Here is a 17,793-nt window from a genome sequence, read left to right as displayed (position 1 = left end):
GCGTCTTCTTCCCTCGCGCCACCGTCGGCGGTTCTAGGAGTTGGCGGGCTGCAGTCGCTTCAGGAGCGAGACCAGGGCGTCCTTGGCCACGGGCTTGACCAGCCGATCCGAGAAGTAGGGATGGGCCCAGGCCGCGTCGTCCGGGCCGTGTCCGGAGACCGCGATCAGCAAGGCCCGATCGAGGCCGTCGTTCCGCAGCGATTCGGCCACGGCGCAGCCGTCGATGTCGGGGAGCGAGAGGTCGAGCAGCACGACGTCGGGGTCATACCCCTTGGCCTTCTGCAGGGCCGAGCGCCCATCATAGGCGACCGCCACGTCGAAGCCGTACATTCGCAGTATCATGGCCGTGGTGTCGGCGGTGTCTCGGTTGTCGTCGACGATCAGGACGCGCGAACCTTGAGCGGGAGCGAGTTTTTTCATGATCGGAACTCCTGCCTTCTGCGAACGCAAGCCCAACGCCATCCCTTGATCATGCTTGAACTGGCGATGCAAATATCAAGCCGTCGACATCGTCTCCTGCACGAATGGGGGATTCCCTCCCGAATTCCCGGGCCTTACAATTAGGCTGCGGGATGTCCCGCCGAGCGGTCGACCGTTCCGGGCGCCTCGCGTTCGCGGCAACATCCACGGACCTGGTTCCCTGGGAACTCGACCTGGTGATTTCGAGCATTCCCGTCACGTCACCCTTTCGCTAATGGTATCATTGGGTCGTCGTGAAAGACCAAGCAATTCGCCAAGAAACGTCCTGTCGATGCGTTCAGGCGCGACGATCTCTCGGCAGCGAAGGTCCGACGCGACACGTCCTCGGATGGCCACGGCGTCCGCGTAAATGATCCGTGGGCCGTCGGTGATTCGGAATGCCGGGACGCCCGGGGCGAATCCCCCCACGGACGGGAACGTTGAACGGCGCGCCGGCTCGACGGCCGCTCGCGAAGTATGAGGGAGTCTCTGATGAAACCGATGTTCGTCGACGTCCGCCACGGTGAGAAGGACGTCCACTGGTTGAAATTCCTCGTCTTCTCGATCGCCCTGATCGTGATCGCGGCGGCGATCGGCGGCGTGGCCGATTTCCTGATCCTGGGATTCTACGGTTATACGGCCCCGATCATCGGCGCCACGCTGGCGATCCTCGTCGTGGTCCGGCTCCTGATCCGGATCGTGGGCTATCAGCCGATCGAGGTGGAGAGCGACATCCAGTCGTCCTGAGCCCGGGCGAGTTCGGTCGCCCCCCGTCGGACGAGGGGGCGACGACCGCCGTGGTCGAGGCGGCGGTTCAATCCCCCGAGGCCTTGGTGGTGGTGCGACGCCGGTCGGGCGCGCCGAAGATTCGGCCGTCGGCCGGATCGACGACGATCGAGTTGGCGTTCCCCTGTCGGCCGCCGGTCCGCAGCTTGTGCCCCATGTCGGTCAGCGCCTTCAGGGTTTCCTGCGGCCACTCCCGCCCTTCCAGGGCGACGACGTCCGGGAACCAGGAGTGGTGGGTGCGGGGGGCGTCGACCGCGGCCTGGGGTTCGAGCCCGAATTCCAGCACGTTGAGGACGACCCAGAGCGTGGTGTTGGGGATCGTCCGCCCGCCCGGCGACCCCGTCACCATGCGGACCTTGCCGTCTTTCAGGACGAGCGTCGGGCACTGCGAGCTGAGCATCCGCTTGCCGGGGGCGATCTGGTTGGGATAGGTCCCGATCGCCCCGGCGTCGTCGGTCCGGCCCGGCCTCAGATTGAAGTCGCCCATCTCATTGTTGAGCAGGAACCCGGCGCCCTTGACCACGGCCTTGGCGCCGTAGCTGTCCTCAAGGGTGTAGGTCATCGCGACCGCCCCCCCCTCGCCGTCGATCACCGAGAAGTGGGTGGTGTGGTCCGGCTCGGTCGAGACGATCGGGAACGGGGCGAGTTCGGCGCTGGGGGTGGCGCGGGAGTCGTCGATCGACCGCGCCAGCTCGTCGGCGGCGGCCTTGGAGGCCAGGTCCGCGAACGGCACGTCGACGAAGTCGGGGTCGCCGAGCCTGGTGGCGCGGGTGTAATACGCCCGGCGCATGGCCTCGGTCACGCGATGGAGGGTCCGAGGCGACTGGGGGCCGTCGGCCATGAGGTCGTAGCGCTCCAGGATGTTGAGCATCTGACAGAGGACGACGCCGCCGGACGACGCCGGGCCGACGCTGTAGACGTCATGGCCGCGATAAGTCGTCCTCACCGGGGGGCGTTCCTTGGCGCGATAGTCCGCCAGGTCCTTGCGGCTGATCCGGCCGTCGTTCTCGGTCATGTAGGCGGCGATGAGATCGGCGGTGCGGCCGGTGTAGAACTCGTCGGGGCCTTCCGCGGCGATCCGTTCCAGAGTGGAGGCGAGGTCGCCCTGGACGAGAAGGTCGCCCCCCTTCCACGGCTGGCCGTCCGGCTTGCCGAAGGCGGCGACCGACTCGGGGAAATCGGCCATCCGGTCGCCGACCCGTCCCCGGCCCTCGTCGCCCCCCCGGGGCCGCAGTTGCACGTTGAGCGCGACGGCCAGCTCGTCGGAGATCGGGAAGCCCTCGCGAGCCAGCTTCACGGCGGGGGCCACGAGGTCGCGCCAGGGGAGCTTGCCCCATTTCGCATGGGCCGTCCCCAGGCCCCGGACGGTCCCCGGGACGCCGGCCGCCCAGGCGCCGGCGCGGTGGCGTGGGAGGAGGTTCCCCTCGGCGTCGAGGTACATCCGGGGGGTGGAAGACCCCGGCGCGGTCTCGCGGAAATCGAGGTCGACGACCCGCTTCGAGGCGGGGAGGTAGGCGACGATGAACCCGCCGCCGCCGAGGTTGCCGGCCTCGGGGAGCGTCACGGCCATGGCGAACGCCGTGGCCACCGCCGCATCGATGGCGTTGCCCCCCGCGCGAAGCGCGTCCCGGCCGACGTCGGCCGCGTGCGACTCCTGCGCGGAGACCGCGTACTTGGTGAACGTCCCGCCTTGCCCGAAAGCCGCGACGGGGACCACCGCCAGCAGCAGCCAGCCCGCCGCGCGTCCCCTTGAAAATCCGAGATTTGCCATCGACTCGTCCGTCCCGCCTCGAGGTTCGCTGCGTCGCCAAGCGTCGTCGCCCTCGCAGCCGGGCCTGATCCGAGGATCTTGCGTCGTCCGGCCGCGTCGGTACGTTTTTCCCTGGGCAGCCAGTCTAGCAGCTGAGGCGAGGCGTGGGCACGCTCTCTTGCCCGACGGGGCGGAGGCGCCCGGCGGGACGGGACGTGGAGGGGGCGTCGGGCTTCAGATCTTGAGGTTGACCGATCGAGCCCGAGCTTCTAAATTCTCGACCGTTTCGTCCGCGGACTTGAGACGATCTCGAACCGAATCACGGAATGGGGAGACGCAACACGATGATCGCAAAGGATGGCGGTCGGACCGCCCGCGGCTGGGTGGTGGGACTGACGATTCTTGGGGGCGCGGCGGCCGTCCCCGCCTTCGCCCAGCAGGCGCCCCGAGGGGCCCCGGCCGCCAGGGCGACGGCCGGCGCCGAAGCCCCGGCCGCCAAGGTCCGGCTCGACCAGATCGACGTCCCCCCCCTGAAGGAGACGGCGGTCCCCGTCAACCCGACCGACGCCATCGCGGTCGTCAACGATCAGATCATCACCCGGGCCCAGCTCGCCGACGAATGCGTCGCGCGGAAGGGCAAGGAGATCCTCGAAACCCTGATCAACCGGTCGCTCATCGAGCAGGCCCTCAAGGCCCAGAAGAAGGAAGTGACCGCCGCCGAGATCGATCAGGAGATCGACAACGTCGCCGCCCGGTTCGGCATCGGCCGCGAGGCCTGGCTCCGCACGCTCGACAAGGAGCGCGGGATCAGCCCCTTCCAGTACGCCCGCGACGTGATCTTCCCCGCCCTCGCCATGCGCAAGCTGTGCGACGGCCGCGTCCAGGTGACCGAGGACGACGTCAAGCAGGCGTTCGAGGCCCAGTACGGCGACAAGCTCCGCTGCCGCCTGATCATGGTCGACAAGCTCTCCAAGGCCCAGGACATCTGGGAAGCCCTCCGCAAGAACCCCGCCGGATTCGAGAAGATGGCCCAGGAGCAGTCGATGGACCTGGCCACCCGCTCGCTGGGCGGCCTCCTCGGCGAGCCGATCACCCGCCACGCCCATCCCAAGACCGTCTCGGACGCCGCGTTCGCCCAGCTCCTCGACGGCGACCCGGCCGACAAGGACCCGTCCCACAAGCCCAAGAACGGCGACTTCACCGGCCCCATCCAGGCCAGCGAAGGTGCCTGGATCATCCTCCGCCGCGAGGGGATCATCCCGGCCAACACCAACGTCACGCTCAAGGATGAAAGCATCCGCAACAAGACCCACGAGATGGTCTTCGAGGTCAAGCTCAAGGAGGAGATGGGCGAGGTCTTCGAGGAGCTGATCCGCAAGTCCGCGATCGAGAACAAGCTCGTCGGCAGCCTGAAGATGGCCAACGAGGAGCAGGAAGCGGACTTCCGGGTCGACGACAAGGTGAAGCTTATGAGCAACCCCGAGTCGAGCACGCCCGAGGCCCCGGCCCGGCCCGAAGGGGCCCCCGCCGCCTCCCCCGCAAGCTGCCGACCCCGGCCGCGGTCTCGGCCGACACCGCGGCGCAGTTCGAGAAGCTCAAGGAGGTCAAGACGCCCAGGACGCCGGCCGCGCCGACGGCCGTCACCCCGACCCCGGGCGCCCCCGACTGACGCCGGCCGAACGCGTCGACGCTCGCCCTCGGCCTCCCGCCGGGGGGGGCGTCGCGTCGTCGTCGGACTTTCCCGGTCGCTTTCCAGACGGTGATCGAAGCGAATGATGAAGTCCGCCCCGCCGCCCACGCACCGTAGTTTCCGCGCAGCCGGCGTCGTCGCGCTGGGCCTCGTGCTGTCGAGCTCGCTGGCCGGCTGCGGCACGGTCAAGACCACGAACACGGCGCGCACGGGGACCGAGCAGCTGCTGCTGACCGACGCCTGGGACGCCGCCCTGTCGCGGATCGACTTCCGGCCCCTGACCGGCGTCCCCGTGTTCCTGGAGACCCAGCACATCACGGCCGTCGACCAGGGCTGGGTGATCTCCAGCCTCAAGCAGGCCATGCTCCAGCAGGGGGTCCTGCTCCGCACCAAGGCCGAGCAGGCCCAGTGGATCGTCGAGGCCCGCGTCGGCGCGTACGGCACCGACGAGTACAACCTCCTGGTCGGCATCCCCCAGACGACCATCCCGATGACCATCACCGGGCTCCCCGCCGGCACCATCCCCGAGATGTCGCTGGCCAAGCGCACCGACCAGCACGGCGTCGTCAAGATGGCCCTCTTCGCCTACGACCGGGCCTCCGGCCAGCTCGTCTGGACCTCGGGGACCTCGCAGTCGAAGTCGAACGCCAAGGACGTCTACGTCGGCGGCGTCGGCCCGATCCAGAGCGGCACGATCCGCAAGAGCACCGAGTTCAACGGCATGCGGATTCCCGTCGCCCACGACCTCACCGGCGGCCTCGTCGGCCAGCCGGCCCTCGATTTCGACGGGACCGCGGGAGGCGAGGCCGTGCCTCTCCCCCTCCCCCCCTCCGCCACCGCCAGCGACCTCGACTCGTTCGCACCGTGAGCGAAAGCGTGTCGACCCGGCTCATTGCACGCCCAGACGCTCGACCTTCCAGCCGTCGGAGTCGGGGGCGACGAGGACGGTGATCGTCGCCGCGACCTCCTTCCCGCGAACCTTCGCCCTGGCGTGGAAGACGCACTCGGCCTGGCGCACGCCGTCGCGGTCGATCGCCCGAGACTCGACGAACTCGGCGGGCGACTTCAGGGGGGGATGCGCCCTCACCAGATCGCGGAGGTTCTCGACCCCCATAAGCGACTTGAACTCCGTCGAGGCGCCTTCCCAGGCCGGTTGCAACCGGCCCGCCCGGACTTCGTCCAGGAACCGCGACGCGGCTTCCCGAGGAGCGTCCGCCGCGCCGCCGCCCCCCCCGCTCCCGGCGCAGCCGGCCCCGATCAGCGCGATCAGGAAGGCGGTCGCCGGGATGCGCCCGGTCCTTGACGGCCGATGAATGTCCATGCACCCTCCGATCAATAGGAGTCCGAGCTGATGGTCTCGCCGCCGGCCCGCGTCCCCAGCCCGCGCCAGACCTGGAGGCTGATCGAGCTCTTCACGGCCCGCACCGAGCCGTCCATCATGAGCGCGGACACCACGCCGGGGTGGAAGCTCCGCGCGGTGACGGCGGCGTAGGTCGGGAGCGTCGTGGACTCGCCGTCGCGCATCGAGGTGTAGTCGACGTCGAACGGCTGGCCGCCCACCACGGCCCCGACCCGGGTGTTGGGCGCGAAGGTCGTCGTGAAGCCGACCTCGTGGACGTCCCCCTCGACCCATTCGGTGTGGCCGTTGGAGTCGAACGTGCCGCCGAGGAACGCCGCGAGTGCCGCCGGCGTCGTCGGCGCAGCGACGCCTAGGGTCGACGGATTGCCCCCGTCCCAGTAGTTCGGCTGGTAAGCCCTGGTCTCGGACATCCCCAGCGTGTTGCTCAGGCCGTCGGTGAAGCTCGCGGCCTTGAAGGCCCGGTTGGGCTCGAAGGCGCCGTCGCCGGCCGTGTCGGAGGGGGGGTCGTAGATGAACCAGGTCCCCTGGTTGAAGCAGTAGCTGTTCGGGTAGTAGGTCATGGTCGGCGTGACCCGCGACCGATCGTTGGCCTCGCTCGGGCAGATGAACCCGGCCACGCGCGTGCCGGTCAGCGTGACGTTCGACGTGAACTCGAAGTCCCGGTTCCAGTTGATCGCGTTGTACAGATTCCCTTGCTCCATGTGCGGGAGCAACCGCGTCAGGCCCGACCACGGTTGCGTCGTGCGGGTACGCGGCAGAACCACGACCGGCGGGAAGGCCTCGTGCGTGGAGAGGTAATTGTGCAGGGCCAGGCCGAGCTGCTTCAGGTTGTTCACGCACTGGGCGCGGCGGGCCGCTTCACGGGCCGACTGCACGGCCGGCAACAACAGCGCGATCAGGACCGCGATGATGGCGATCACCACCAGCAGCTCGATCAGCGTGAAACCCCCACGGCCACGGTCGACGCCCCCACGGGTCGGTTCGATCCTCGACATTCGCCCCTCCAATTCCAGGTCGTCTCGGGACGTCCCCCGGAAGTCCGCGCCTCCGCTCGGGTCCCGCCCAGGATCGAGGCTACCCGCCGCGTGGCGCCCGCGAACGGCCGGTTCGGTTAGATCTTTCTAACGCGGCCCGAGAGGGGCGGGGTCAAGCGGCCGGGCCGTCGGGGGCGATCGGCAGGGCGACGCGGAAGGTGGCGCCTCGCCCCGGCTCGCCGGCCGCCTCGATCGTCCCGCCGTGGCGCTCGACGACGGCCTTGGCGATGCTCAGGCCCAGCCCCGTCCCGCCGGTGCGGCGGCTCCGCGAGACGTCGACCCGAAAGAAGCGGTCGAACACCCGAGGCAGGGCGTCCGCGGGGATTCCGACCCCCGTATCGACCACCTCGACGACCGCCCGGCCGTCGTCGAGGCGGCCCTCCAGCGTCACGACCCCGCCGGCCGGCGTGTACTTGACCGCGTTCTCGATCAGGTTGTCGAACGCCTGCCGGAGCAGGTCGCGATCCCCCTCGACCGCGACGACGGGCAGGTCCCCGACGCGGAGCGCGATCCCGGCGCGAACAGCCGGCTCGGCTGCCCGGGCGGCGGCCGCGCGCACGGCCTCGTCGAGCCGGAATGATCGACGAGGGAGGCTCGCCCCGGAGTCCTCGGAAGCGAGGAGCAGCAGCCGGTCGGCCAGCCTCGCGAGTCGGTCCGCCTCCTCGACCACGCTCCGGAGCGTATCGCGATAGTCGTCCGGGGATCGCGGGACGATCAGGGCCACCTCGGCCTCGGCGCGGAGGGACGTCAGCGGGGTCCTCAGCTCGTGGGCGGCGTCGGCCGTGAACCGGCGGGCGGCGACGAACGCCCGATCGATCCGGTCGAGCATCGCGTTGAGGGTCGTCGCCAGCCGGCCCAACTCGTCCTCCTCCACGGCGACCTCCAGGCGTTCGCCGAGGTTCGCGGCCGAGATCCGCCGCGCGGCCTCGGTCATCCGGCCGACCGGGGCCAACGCGCGGCCGGACAGCCAGTAGCCGCCGAGCGTGGACGCGGCCAGCCCCGCCGGCAGGATGGCCCACAAGACGCCCCGCAGCTCGGCGAGGTCGGCCTCGTACGTGCGCAGCGGCGTCGCGATCTGGATGACCCGACGCCCCTCGCCGCGGCCCACGACCCCCGTAACGACGCGGCAACGGCCGATCCCGCCGACGACGACGCTGGAATGGGCCGGGGACGCGTCCTCGTCGTCCGACGACGACGTGGGGAGGTCGAGGCCGGACAGGCCGGGACTCTCGGCCTCGATCCGACCCCGGCCGTCCCGAACCCTCAGGAAGTACTCCTGATGGAAGGCGGGCGAGTCCGCCAGCGCCTCCACGGGGAGTTGCGCCGCCAGACGCTCGGCGGCCTCCGCGAACTCGAAGTCGAGCATCGCGTCGACACGCCGCAAGAGCGACTGCGACATCAGGATGAAGACGGCGACCCCCAGGGCGGCGATCGTGGCCATGAGGAGCATCGCGTGCCAGGAGGTGAGACGGACGCGGAGGCTCGCCCGGGGCATGAATTCAGCCTTTCAGCAGGTAGCCGACGCCTCGGATCGTGTCGATCATCCCCGATGCCTCCACCCGATCCAGCTTCTTGCGCAGGTAGTTCACGAACACGTCGATCACGTTGGTCTGGACCACGCCCGGATCGCCCCAGACCTCCCGCGCGAGCTGGTCGCGGTCGACGACCTGGCCGACTCGACGGATCAGATATTCCAGCAGCTCGCACTCGCGGATCGTCAACTCGACCTCGCGCGCGCCGCAGCTCAGGCGGCGATGGACGCGGTCCAGGTCGATCCGACCGGCGCGCAGCAGCGAAGCCTCGCCGACCGTCCGCCGCCGGAGGCAGGCCCGGAGCCGCGCCAGCAGCTCGGACCAGGCGAACGGCTTCGCTAGATAGTCGTCGGCGCCCAGGTCGAGCCCGCGCACCCGATCCTCGAGCGACCCCCGCGCCGAGAGGATGAGGATCGGGCCCGGGAATCCGCCGGCCCGAAGCGTCGTCAGGATGTCCATGCCGTCGCGGCCGGGGAGCATGAGGTCCAGGATCAGGCAGTCGAACGTCTCCTCGACCGCGAAGGCCAGGCCGAGATCGCCGTCCTCCACCGCCGTGACGTCGTACCCCTCGTCGCTCAGCCCGCGTTGCAAGGCGCGTCGGAGCTTATCCTCGTCCTCGACGATCAGGATCCGGGGCATGGCGGCCTCGTGGATGCGCCTTCGATCGACGGCCCGTCGCGACTTCCATGATATCCGAAGTCCGCCCCCCCGCGAGCCTTCGCGGCCGGATGCGCGTCTGGACAACCCCGGGCGCATCACGGATATTGGTCGGTGCCCGGCCCGACCCGCGTCGCCGCGCCCCGCCGTCCGCCGATCCTGGAGCACCCGCATCATGGCAACGTCCGCCGCCGTGGACATCCGTCAGTGGATCCGAGACATTCCCGACTTCCCCAAGCCGGGCGTCCTCTTCAAGGACATCACCCCCCTGCTCAGCTCTTCGGAGGCGTTCCGGGCCTCGATCGATCTGCTGGAAGCGGAGTTTCGAGACAAGCGGATCGACGTCATCGCCGCCGCCGAGGCCCGCGGCTTCATCTTCGGCGCGCCCCTGGCCATCAAGATGAACGCCGGCTTCGTCCCGATCCGCAAGCCGGGCAAGCTCCCCTACGCCACCATCGCCCAGGAGTACGCGCTCGAATACGGTCAGGATCGGCTGGAGGTCCACTCCGACGCCCTCGGCCCCGGCCGTCGCGTCCTCCTGCTCGACGACGTGCTGGCGACCGGCGGGACGATGGGCGCCTGCCGCGACCTCGTGAAGTCCACCGGCGCGGAACTCGTCGCCTGCGCCTTCGTGATCGAGTTGTCGTTCCTCGGCGGCCGGGCCAAGCTCGAACCGTGCGAGATCTTCAGCCTCGTGACCTACTGAACTCCCCCGTCTCCTCTCCTCTCCCTCGAGGAACGACCGTGAACGAGCGCTGGATCGCCGGACGGATGGCCCACATCGACGCCTCGGGCATTCGCAAGGCCTTCGAGATGGCCAGGGCGATGAAAGACCCGATCAACCTCTCGATCGGGATGCCCAACTTCGACGTCGACGAGCCGGTCAAGCAGGCCGCCTATGAGGCGATCCGAGACGGTTTCAACCAGTACTCCGTCACGCAGGGGGTCGCCGAGCTGCGGGCGAAGCTCCAGGCCCGCGTGGACGAGGCCCACGGCCAGCCCGACCGCCAGGTGATCGTGACCTCCGGGACCGCCGGCGCGCTCATGCTGGCGATGCTCGCCACGGTGGAGCCGGGCGATCAGGTGATCGTCTTCGACCCCTACTTCGTCATGTACAACCATCAGGTGACGATGGCCGGGGGCGAGACGGTCCTGATCGACACGTATCCCGACTTCCGGATCCGGGCGGAAGCGGTCGCCGCCGCGATCACCCCGCGCACCAAGGCGGTGATCGTCAACAGCCCGGTCAACCCCACGGGCGTGGTCGCCACGGCCGAGGAGCTGCAAGCCCTCGCCGAACTCTGCCGCGAGAAGGGCGTGCTGCTGATCAGCGATGAGGTCTACCAGGCCTTCTGCTACGACCGGCCGTTCCGATCGCCGGCCGACTGGAACGAAGACGTCCTGGTGGTCGACGGCTTCAGCAAGACCTACGGCATGACCGGCTGGCGGCTGGGATTCGCGCACGGCCCCTCTCGGCTGATCCAGGAGATGACCAAACTCCAGCAGTTCAGCTTCATCTGCGCCCCGACGCCGCTCCAGGTCGCCGCCGTCCATGCGCTCGACCAGGACCTGACGGGGCACATCGAAGCCTACCGCCGCAAGCGCGACCTCGTCGTCGAGGGCCTTGCCGGCCTGTACGACCTGCCCCGCCCCGAAGGCGCCTTCTACGCCTTCCCCAGGGCCCCCTGGGGGACCGCCTCGGAGTTCTGCGCCGAGGCCGCCAGGCGCGAATTGCTGATCATCCCCGGCAACGTCTTCAGCCGCCGCGACACCCACTTCCGGATCTCGTACGCGGTGGCCGACGACGTGCTGAAGCGGGGCCTGGACGTCCTTCGCGACCTGGCGGAGCGAGGGGCCTGAGCGATCCGAGGAGGGCGCTTAGGCGCTCTCCTTCTTCCTCTCGGCCTTGGTCATCGGCGCGGGTGGGAGCTCGAACAGGCTCTTCTCCTTGCGGACGACCTCGGGGGTGACGACGTACTTCCCCTTGTCCTTGGCGGCGCGGTCGGGAAGCTCGTACATCACGTCGAGCATGATCTCCTCGACGATCGACCGGAGGCCGCGGGCGCCGGTGTCCTTGGTCTTGGCCATCTTGGCCACCTCGACCAGCGACTCGGGCGTGAACTCGACGTCGGCGCCTTCCATCTCGAAGAACCGCTTGTACTGCTTCACCAGCGCGTTGCGAGGCTCGGTCATGATCCGAACCAGCGTCGACTCGTCCAGCGGCATGAGCGGGCAAAGGACGGGGAGGCGGCCGATGAACTCGGGGATCATGCCGAACTCAAGCAGGTCGTCCGAGGTCGCCTTAGAAAGCAGGTCGCCCAGGTCGGTGTGCTGCTCCGCCTGGGACTGGCTGCCGAAGCCAATCGTCTTGCGGCCCACCCGGCGGGCGATGATGTTCTCCAGGCCGACGAACGTCCCGCCGCAGATGAACAGGATGTTGCTGGTGTCCATCTGGATGTACTGCTGCTCGGGGTGCTTGCGGCCCCCCTGCGGGGGCACGTTGGCGACGGTCCCCTCGAGCATCTTCAGGAGCGCCTGCTGGACCCCCTCGCCCGAGACGTCGCGGGTGATCGAGACGTTGTGGGTCGTCTTGCCGATCTTGTCGATCTCGTCGATGTAGATGATGCCCCGCTGGGCGGCTTCGAGGTCGAAGTCGGCGGCGTGCAAAAGTTTCAGGAGGATGTTCTCGACGTCCTCGCCGACGTAGCCGGCCTCGGTCAGCGTGGTGGCGTCGCCGATCGCGAACGGGACGTTGAGGATCCGGGCGAGCGTCCGCGCCAGCAGCGTCTTGCCGCAGCCGGTCGGCCCGACCAGGAGGATGTTCGACTTGTCGAGCTCGACTTCCTGCTCCGGGTCCTCGCCGTGCACCAGCCGCTTATAATGGTTGTGGAGCGCGACCGAGAGGACCCGCTTGGCGCGGTCCTGGCCGATGACGTACGCGTCGAGCTGCGTCTTGATCTCGCGAGGGGTCGGGATGTCGGTGAACAGGGTCTTGGGGACCCCCCGACGTCGACGCTCCTGGTCGAGGATCGACTGGCAAAGCTCGATGCACTCGCCGCAGATGTAGACGTCGCCGGGCCCTTCGACGAGGGGGCCGACGTCGCGATAATTCTTGCGGCAGAAGGAGCAGTAGGCGTTCTTCTTGGTGCTTCCCGAGGCACCGGAGGTCAGGCCCCCGCCGCCGCCCCGCTTGCCACCGCCCCCCGAACCCCCACCCGTGACGTCCTTACCTGACGGCATACCAAGCCCTTTCATCCCTATTCGAGGGATCAAGCCGCGTCCACGTCGCGACCGACTCCGATGCGGGATCGGGGTGCGGAGAACGCCCGCCCTCTTCCGCAATCGCCGTCGACGTCGTCCGAGAATTTCGAGAAGAGGACAGCGAGAGGTCGTCATGACGGCCGCGGTCGGCTGCGCCGGCCCTTGGGCTCGACGGCGCGTCCCGGCGCCGTTTGGGTCCGGGAGACTTGGGAAATCGGATCGACGTGGGAATCGATCGGACCTCGCCACCCGCCTATCCCTTCGGCGGTGCATCCCCATCCGATCCTATTCTAGAGCACCGTTCAACCCCAAGCAAGTCCGCTCGCGAAGACCCGCCCCCGGCGGCGACACGCATGCAGATCCTAGCGGTTGGAAGGATCCTGGCCGCGGAGTTCCAGTCGCCGGCGCTCGATCAGGGCCTCGCAAGGCCCCACGCTTCCGGCTCATCAATGATCGCGGCGACCAGACGACGGCCCGCCGCAGCCAGCGTCAGCTCGCCGAAACTCGCCGGATCGACCCAGGCCGCTTCCGACAAACCTTTTCCGGGTAGGGGCTTCCGTCGCCCTCGCCCGCCGCCGACGGTCGCGGCGTAGGCGTCGAGTCGGACGCGATACCGGGTGACGCCGTAGGTGATCGACTGAACCTGGCCGGCGACCTCCACGCGAACCCCGGTGAGACGTTCCACCCCGTCGGCCAGGTCGACGGGATCGCCGAACGAGCGCGCAGCCGGATCGCCCCCCTCACGATGGATCGTCGGGAATTCCCAGAACCCGGCCCAGAGTCCCGGCCCCGACCGTCGCACCATCAGCACACGGCCCTCGCGAACCGCCACCACGCAGGCCTCGAGCACCGCCGTCGGCGCAGGCTTCGGCCTGGTCCGAGGGATCTGGTCCTGAATCCCTAGCCGTCTCGCCTCGCATTCCGCCGCAACCGGACAAAAAAGGCAACGAGGCGATCGCGGCGAGCAAATCAAAGCCCCCAGTTCCATCATCGCTTGATTAAAATCCCCCGCCTGCTCCGGAGGGACCAATCTCGCCGCGGCGTCCCAGAGCCGCTTCTTCGATGAGGTCGTCGCAAGGTCCTCGGTCCAGGCCAGGAGCCTCGCCAGAACGCGCTGCGAGTTCGCTTCGAGGATCGGCTCGGGACGGTCGAAAGCCTGGGAGAGGATCGCCCCGGCCATGTACCGGCCCACGCCGGGCAACGCCAGGACCGCGGCCGGGTCTTCCGGCATCCGGCCCCCATGCTCGGCGACGACCGCCTTCGCCGCCGCGTGAAGCTGCCGGGCCCTTCGGTAATAGCCAAGGCCCTCCCACGCCTTGACGACCCGCTCCTCCTCGGCCCCCGCCAAGGCTTCGAAATCCGGGAAGACGCCGACGAATCGCTCGAAAAACGGCACCACCGCCGCAACCGTCGTCTGCACCAGCATCATCTCCGACACCAGGATGCGGTACGGATCCCGATCGGCCCGCCACGGCAGGTCTCGCTTCTCCGTCGCGAACCACGCCAGTAGTCGTCGACGAATCGTCGCCACCCATCCCGCGTCCAGATCTCCCCCCATCGAGCATGGTCCTCCTGCGGCCGATCCCTGTCAAATCATCAATGCAATCACCATTGCAAGCAACGTATTATTCATGCATTTGTCGCTATTCTTGGCTTCCCGTTTTCCAATCCTTCCGACGGGTGCATTGTGGGAATACCGGGGAAATCAGGGGAAGAACAAACCTTAGGACGTCTCGCCCAAGAAAACGTCTTAATCTTCAGATTTTTTATAAGACTGCTTGACTCACTTACTCCATGCATCATACTTGCATCAACGGGAATGATTAAGCCGAAGTGATTAGGCGACGCAACAATCATCCCGTCTGCACACGAAACGATTCTCTTGCCGGGAATCCAAATCCGCAAAAGGGACGGCCACGAGTGGCATCCCTCCCATCGAGGCGATGACGCCTTCTCTTCCTTATGATCTTTCAGGACGGCCATCATGATCCAGACGACGTTGACGATGAAGCGTCCGATGTTGGAATCCGCAGGTTTCTCCACTCGGGTCGATGCCCCCGCCGTGGCTCATCCGTCCGGGCCGTTGGATGATCTGGCCGGCCTAACTCCTTTCCTCCTGGCGGACCGGCTCGCCCAGGTCTGGAGTCGGAACGCCCGGCGTCTCGAAGACCTCGACCGCCTCCGCGATAAGATCGACGCGGCGCGGCGGCGGCTTTCCTCGTCCTCGTCGGGTCGGGCACTCGGCGAGGCTTATCTTAGGCGACTCATCGAGAAGAAAGACGCCTGCCTAGCCTCGATCCGGTCCGACCGCCGGGCGGCCGTTGGACTCGTTCGCGAATGCGAGCGACGTCAGGCCCTCTCGAACCCCTCCCCCCTCCGTCGCGCCGTCGGCGTCTGACGCTCGCGGTCCCCTTCCTTGAATCCCAGCCCCTAAGCCTCGGAATGCTCGATCCACCCCACCAGAGGATGGTGGGGGCTGCGCCTCCCCGCATAATCTTGAGCCGGCAACCCGGATAGAGCGAGGTCGATGAAGATGAACCCGATCGAAATGCGACGTCTGCATTGTGATCGACGCGGTCCTCGTGATGAATACCCCGATCGGACCAACCCGGTCCGCCCCCCCTCCCCCCCGACGCCTCCACGATGTTCCGAGAAACCCAAGGCGGACCCTTCCTATCCCCGCCGATGCAACCCGAACCCGAAGCCCCCCCTCAGCGAGACCCAGCGCGAGCTTGCGGAGCGGTATCTCCCCCTGGCCCGGGCGATGGCCCACCGTTTCGCTCGCACCTTCCTCGCCGGCCGGGACGACTTCCAGGCCTCGGCCTGCCTCGCCCTCGTCGAGGCCGCGCAGGCGTTCGACGCCGCCAAGGGAGTGGATTTCTCCACCTTCGCACGCCTTCGAATCCGGGGCGCCCTGATCGACGCCCGGCGCGGCTTCCTGTGCGACGGCTGGCGCGGATCGGTCGAATTCACGCCCCGGTTCCAGCCCCTGGAAGCCGATTCCGAAGCCCGGGGACGCTGCGTCGGGGCCCACGGCGAGGAGCCGGTGGGCGCGAGCCTGGAGTTGCACGACGACGTCGAATATTGGCTCCGACGGCTCCCCAAACGGCACGCCGTCGCCTTCCGCCACATCTATCTGGACGGAATGACCCAGGAGGAGACCGCCGAGTTGATGGGCTTCTCCAAGGCGGCCATGAGCCGGATGCATCGCGAGACCCTGCTCTGGGTCCAGCAGGCTCGACTGTCCCGCGAGGACGCCCGTCGCTCCGCCGAAGCCGGGCGGCTCCAGGTGGCGAGTTGACGCCCCCTCGCGGGCGCAAGCGAACGGACCCGGCGAGAGCGACGGGAATCGCCCCCTTCCGGGTCCGGTTCGGATGAGCCGCGAGCTCAGGCCGCGCGATCCGTGAAGAGCGAGGGATAGGCGCGGTCGTGGAGGAACTGGTGCATGGCCCCGACGACCAGCCGCTGCTCGGCCTCGGACAGCTCGGGGTAGATCGGCAGGGCGACGGTCTCGCGGGCGGCCGCCTCGGACTGGGGGAAGTCGCCGTATTGGTAGCCGAGCGAGCTGAAGCAGGTCTGGAGATGGAGCGGGATCGGGTAATAGACCTCGGTCCCGATCTTGCGATCCGTCAGGTGCTGCCGGAGTTCGTCGCGGATCGGCCCCGGGACCCGAATCACGAACTGGTTGTAGACGTGGAAGTTGCCCGGTCGCTCGATCGGCAGGCCGACCATCTCGTCGAGCCCGTGAGAGGCGAAGAGGCTGCGGTAGCGATCGGCGACCTCGCGACGGGCGGTCGTCCAGTCGTCGAGGTGGCGGAGCTTGACGCGGAGCACGGCCGCCTGGAGGGCGTCGAGCCGCGAGTTCAGCCCGACCTCGTGGTGGTGGTACTTCGGCTCCATGCCGTGGACCCGGAGGCGGGCCATCCGGCGGGCCAGCACGGGGTCGTCGGTGGCGATCATGCCGCCGTCGCCGAAGCCGCCGAGGTTCTTGGAGGGATAGAAGCTGAAGGCGGCGACGGTCCCCAGAGTCCCGGCGCGACGGCCCTGGTAGGCGGCGCCGATGGCCTGCGCGGCGTCTTCCAGGACCATCAGCCCATGCCGATCGGCGATCTCGCGGATCGGGTCCATGTCGGCGGTCTGGCCGTACAGGTGGATCGGGATGATCGCCTTGGTGCGCGGGGTGATCGCGGCCTCGATCCGGGCGGGATCGATGTTGTAGGTGTCGGGCTCGATGTCGACGAAGACCGGCCTCGCGCCGGTTCGCCAGATCGAGCCGCCGGTGGCGAAGAAGGTGTACGGGCTGGTGATGACCTCGTCGTCGGGGCCGAGGTCGATCGCCATGAGCGGGAGCAGGAGCGCGTCCGTCCCGGAGGCGCACCCGACCGCGTGCGCGGCCCCGCAGTATTCGGCGATCTCGGCCTCGAGGTGGCTGACCTCGGGACCCATCACGAAGCCCTGGCTCTCCAGGACCTGGCGGACGACCGGCTCGATCTCGTCGCGGATCGACTGGTACTGGGCGCGCAGGTTGAGCGCGGGAACCCCGGTCGGTTCGTATGCTACGGACATCGGCAGTCACTCCTTCGACGCCTTGTGCGGTCGCGCCCTGGGGCACGCGCGTGCGAAATGCACTCGAGGTGGCGTCTCCCTCCTTGGAGTAGATCGGCCTGCGTCTTCTAGTCCTTCCTTGTTTTTCCGTCAAGACGATCTACACCCCCCGGCCCACCGCCAGGACCGGCCTCCTCGGCTCGACTCGTCCGGTCTTCCATCGGGCGATAGCGAGCTTCGGCCTCGGCGGGCGAATCGACCACCGCGCCCACGCCCCTCCCCAGCTCCTCCACGCGAGCCGTGACCAGCTCGTCCAGGAGCGGATGCGGCCCGAGCGGCGGCCCAAGCACGAATTCCACCTCGGGATGTCGCGCCGAGAGTTCGTCGCGCGCCGCCGTCAGGTCGCGGAGCAGGTGGACGCCGGCGGAGAGGAAGTAGGGGATCATCAGGACCCGGCGCGCGCCCCTGGCCACGCAGGCCGCCCCCCCGGCCGGGATGTCCGGCTCAGCCAGTTCCAGGAAACAGGGCTCGACGATCGGCCGGCGCCCGTCGGCCGCCAGCCTCGCGGCCAGTTCGTGCAGGTCCAGGTTCGCGGCCGGTCGTCGACTGCCATGCGCGATCAGAAGTACGGCCGTGGTCTCGGTTGCGGCGGCGGCCAAGCGGGCCTCCCTCTCGTGAAGAACTCCTGCGATTCACAACCTGGATTCTACCAGACGCCC

At 68.5% G+C, this 17,793-nt stretch carries 17 protein-coding genes; 7 read left to right on the top strand and 10 right to left on the bottom strand.

Going from position 1 to position 17,793, the window contains the following annotated elements; translation table 11 throughout:
• Positions 1-33: 33 nt before the first annotated feature.
• The gene (locus tag VT85_RS14715) at positions 34-420 is read right to left on the bottom strand and encodes a response regulator (protein WP_068416607.1); all 387 of its coding nucleotides are present in this window, start codon (positions 418-420) and stop codon (positions 34-36) included.
• 531 nt (positions 421-951) lie between these two features.
• On the opposite strand from VT85_RS14715, the gene VT85_RS14710 reads away from it, so the two are divergent.
• On the top strand, positions 952-1,206 hold the full coding sequence (locus VT85_RS14710; protein WP_068416603.1) for a hypothetical protein: 255 nt from the start codon (positions 952-954) through the stop codon (positions 1,204-1,206).
• A gap of 67 nt (positions 1,207-1,273) precedes the next feature.
• On the opposite strand, the gene ggt is transcribed toward VT85_RS14710, so the two are convergent.
• Positions 1,274-3,016, bottom strand: a complete 1,743-nt coding sequence (gene ggt / locus VT85_RS14705; RefSeq protein WP_068416600.1) for a gamma-glutamyltransferase — start codon at positions 3,014-3,016, stop codon at positions 1,274-1,276.
• Positions 3,017-3,339: 323 nt separating this feature from the next.
• Here ggt and VT85_RS14700 point away from each other — a divergent pair, with 323 nt between their 5' ends.
• Both VT85_RS14700 and VT85_RS14695 read left to right on the top strand, forming a co-directional pair.
• Positions 3,340-4,758 carry a peptidylprolyl isomerase gene (locus tag VT85_RS14700; RefSeq protein WP_197490722.1) on the top strand — a complete coding sequence of 473 codons (1,419 nt, stop codon included), beginning with the start codon at positions 3,340-3,342 and terminating at the stop codon, positions 4,756-4,758.
• Positions 4,759-4,767: 9 nt separating this feature from the next.
• A complete protein-coding gene (locus VT85_RS14695; RefSeq protein WP_197490721.1) occupies positions 4,768-5,553 on the top strand; it encodes a DUF6655 family protein in 786 nt (261 codons plus the stop codon).
• A gap of 21 nt (positions 5,554-5,574) precedes the next feature.
• Here VT85_RS14695 and VT85_RS14690 read toward each other — a convergent pair whose 3' ends face one another.
• The 4 genes from VT85_RS14690 to VT85_RS14675 all read right to left on the bottom strand — a co-directional run bounded on the left by VT85_RS14690 (position 5,575) and on the right by VT85_RS14675 (position 9,250).
• Complete coding sequence (locus VT85_RS14690; RefSeq protein ID WP_068416595.1) at positions 5,575-6,006, bottom strand: hypothetical protein; 432 nt, start codon at positions 6,004-6,006, stop codon at positions 5,575-5,577.
• 11 nt (positions 6,007-6,017) lie between these two features.
• Positions 6,018-7,040: a DUF1559 domain-containing protein gene (locus tag VT85_RS14685; RefSeq protein WP_068416591.1), complete on the bottom strand. Its 1,023-nt coding sequence runs from the start codon at positions 7,038-7,040 to the stop codon at positions 6,018-6,020.
• Positions 7,041-7,191: 151 nt separating this feature from the next.
• Positions 7,192-8,574 (bottom strand): ATP-binding protein, encoded by a 1,383-nt coding sequence (locus VT85_RS14680; RefSeq protein ID WP_068416588.1) that lies wholly within the window; start codon positions 8,572-8,574, stop codon positions 7,192-7,194.
• Between the two features lie 4 nt (positions 8,575-8,578).
• Positions 8,579-9,250 (bottom strand): response regulator transcription factor, encoded by a 672-nt coding sequence (locus VT85_RS14675; protein WP_068416585.1) that lies wholly within the window; start codon positions 9,248-9,250, stop codon positions 8,579-8,581.
• A 193-nt stretch (positions 9,251-9,443) separates the two neighbouring features.
• Here VT85_RS14675 and VT85_RS14670 point away from each other — a divergent pair, with 193 nt between their 5' ends.
• Together VT85_RS14670 and VT85_RS14665 are read left to right on the top strand one after the other, a co-directional pair.
• Positions 9,444-9,974, top strand: coding sequence for an adenine phosphoribosyltransferase (locus VT85_RS14670; RefSeq protein WP_068416579.1), 531 nt, complete (start codon positions 9,444-9,446; stop codon positions 9,972-9,974).
• A 38-nt stretch (positions 9,975-10,012) separates the two neighbouring features.
• A complete protein-coding gene (locus tag VT85_RS14665) occupies positions 10,013-11,128 on the top strand; it encodes a pyridoxal phosphate-dependent aminotransferase (RefSeq protein ID WP_068416577.1) in 1,116 nt (371 codons plus the stop codon).
• Positions 11,129-11,146: 18 nt separating this feature from the next.
• On the opposite strand, the gene clpX is transcribed toward VT85_RS14665, so the two are convergent.
• Both clpX and mutY read right to left on the bottom strand, forming a co-directional pair.
• Positions 11,147-12,508 carry an ATP-dependent Clp protease ATP-binding subunit ClpX gene (gene clpX, locus VT85_RS14660; RefSeq protein WP_082858611.1) on the bottom strand — a complete coding sequence of 454 codons (1,362 nt, stop codon included), beginning with the start codon at positions 12,506-12,508 and terminating at the stop codon, positions 11,147-11,149.
• Between the two features lie 433 nt (positions 12,509-12,941).
• Positions 12,942-14,087: an A/G-specific adenine glycosylase gene (mutY, locus tag VT85_RS14655; protein ID WP_068416573.1), complete on the bottom strand. Its 1,146-nt coding sequence runs from the start codon at positions 14,085-14,087 to the stop codon at positions 12,942-12,944.
• A gap of 426 nt (positions 14,088-14,513) precedes the next feature.
• Here mutY and VT85_RS14650 point away from each other — a divergent pair, with 426 nt between their 5' ends.
• Positions 14,514-14,927 (top strand): hypothetical protein, encoded by a 414-nt coding sequence (locus VT85_RS14650; protein ID WP_068416564.1) that lies wholly within the window; start codon positions 14,514-14,516, stop codon positions 14,925-14,927.
• Between the two features lie 135 nt (positions 14,928-15,062).
• On the top strand, positions 15,063-15,830 hold the full coding sequence (locus tag VT85_RS14645; RefSeq protein WP_197490720.1) for a sigma-70 family RNA polymerase sigma factor: 768 nt from the start codon (positions 15,063-15,065) through the stop codon (positions 15,828-15,830).
• A gap of 86 nt (positions 15,831-15,916) precedes the next feature.
• Here VT85_RS14645 and VT85_RS14640 read toward each other — a convergent pair whose 3' ends face one another.
• Together VT85_RS14640 and VT85_RS14635 are read right to left on the bottom strand one after the other, a co-directional pair.
• Positions 15,917-17,095, bottom strand: coding sequence for a DegT/DnrJ/EryC1/StrS family aminotransferase (locus VT85_RS14640; RefSeq protein WP_068416560.1), 1,179 nt, complete (start codon positions 17,093-17,095; stop codon positions 15,917-15,919).
• A 107-nt stretch (positions 17,096-17,202) separates the two neighbouring features.
• On the bottom strand, positions 17,203-17,733 hold the full coding sequence (locus tag VT85_RS14635) for a sirohydrochlorin chelatase (protein WP_082858610.1): 531 nt from the start codon (positions 17,731-17,733) through the stop codon (positions 17,203-17,205).
• Between the last annotated feature and the right edge of the window lie 60 nt (positions 17,734-17,793).

It is taken from the genome of Planctomyces sp. SH-PL62 (assembly GCF_001610895.1).
Taxonomy (GTDB): domain Bacteria; phylum Planctomycetota; class Planctomycetia; order Isosphaerales; family Isosphaeraceae; genus Paludisphaera.
This window is presented reverse-complemented; position numbering and strand designations above follow the sequence as displayed.

Bases quoted from the DNA above. Each gene is read 5' to 3' on its own strand.
- ggt (WP_068416600.1), bottom strand. From the start codon at position 3,016: ATGGCAAATCTCGGATTTTCAAGGGGACGCGCGGCGGGCTGGCTGCTG.
- VT85_RS14650 (WP_068416564.1), top strand. From the start codon at position 14,514: ATGATCCAGACGACGTTGACGATGAAGCGTCCGATGTTGGAATCCGCA.
- VT85_RS14685 (WP_068416591.1), bottom strand. From the start codon at position 7,040: ATGTCGAGGATCGAACCGACCCGTGGGGGCGTCGACCGTGGCCGTGGG.
- clpX (WP_082858611.1), bottom strand. From the start codon at position 12,508: ATGCCGTCAGGTAAGGACGTCACGGGTGGGGGTTCGGGGGGCGGTGGC.
- VT85_RS14675 (WP_068416585.1), bottom strand. From the start codon at position 9,250: ATGCCCCGGATCCTGATCGTCGAGGACGAGGATAAGCTCCGACGCGCC.
- VT85_RS14700 (WP_197490722.1), top strand. From the start codon at position 3,340: ATGATCGCAAAGGATGGCGGTCGGACCGCCCGCGGCTGGGTGGTGGGA.
- VT85_RS14640 (WP_068416560.1), bottom strand. From the start codon at position 17,095: ATGTCCGTAGCATACGAACCGACCGGGGTTCCCGCGCTCAACCTGCGC.
- VT85_RS14695 (WP_197490721.1), top strand. From the start codon at position 4,768: ATGATGAAGTCCGCCCCGCCGCCCACGCACCGTAGTTTCCGCGCAGCC.
- VT85_RS14710 (WP_068416603.1), top strand. From the start codon at position 952: ATGAAACCGATGTTCGTCGACGTCCGCCACGGTGAGAAGGACGTCCAC.
- VT85_RS14680 (WP_068416588.1), bottom strand. From the start codon at position 8,574: ATGCCCCGGGCGAGCCTCCGCGTCCGTCTCACCTCCTGGCACGCGATG.
- VT85_RS14715 (WP_068416607.1), bottom strand. From the start codon at position 420: ATGAAAAAACTCGCTCCCGCTCAAGGTTCGCGCGTCCTGATCGTCGAC.
- VT85_RS14670 (WP_068416579.1), top strand. From the start codon at position 9,444: ATGGCAACGTCCGCCGCCGTGGACATCCGTCAGTGGATCCGAGACATT.
- mutY (WP_068416573.1), bottom strand. From the start codon at position 14,087: ATGGGGGGAGATCTGGACGCGGGATGGGTGGCGACGATTCGTCGACGA.
- VT85_RS14690 (WP_068416595.1), bottom strand. From the start codon at position 6,006: ATGGACATTCATCGGCCGTCAAGGACCGGGCGCATCCCGGCGACCGCC.
- VT85_RS14645 (WP_197490720.1), top strand. From the start codon at position 15,063: ATGAACCCGATCGAAATGCGACGTCTGCATTGTGATCGACGCGGTCCT.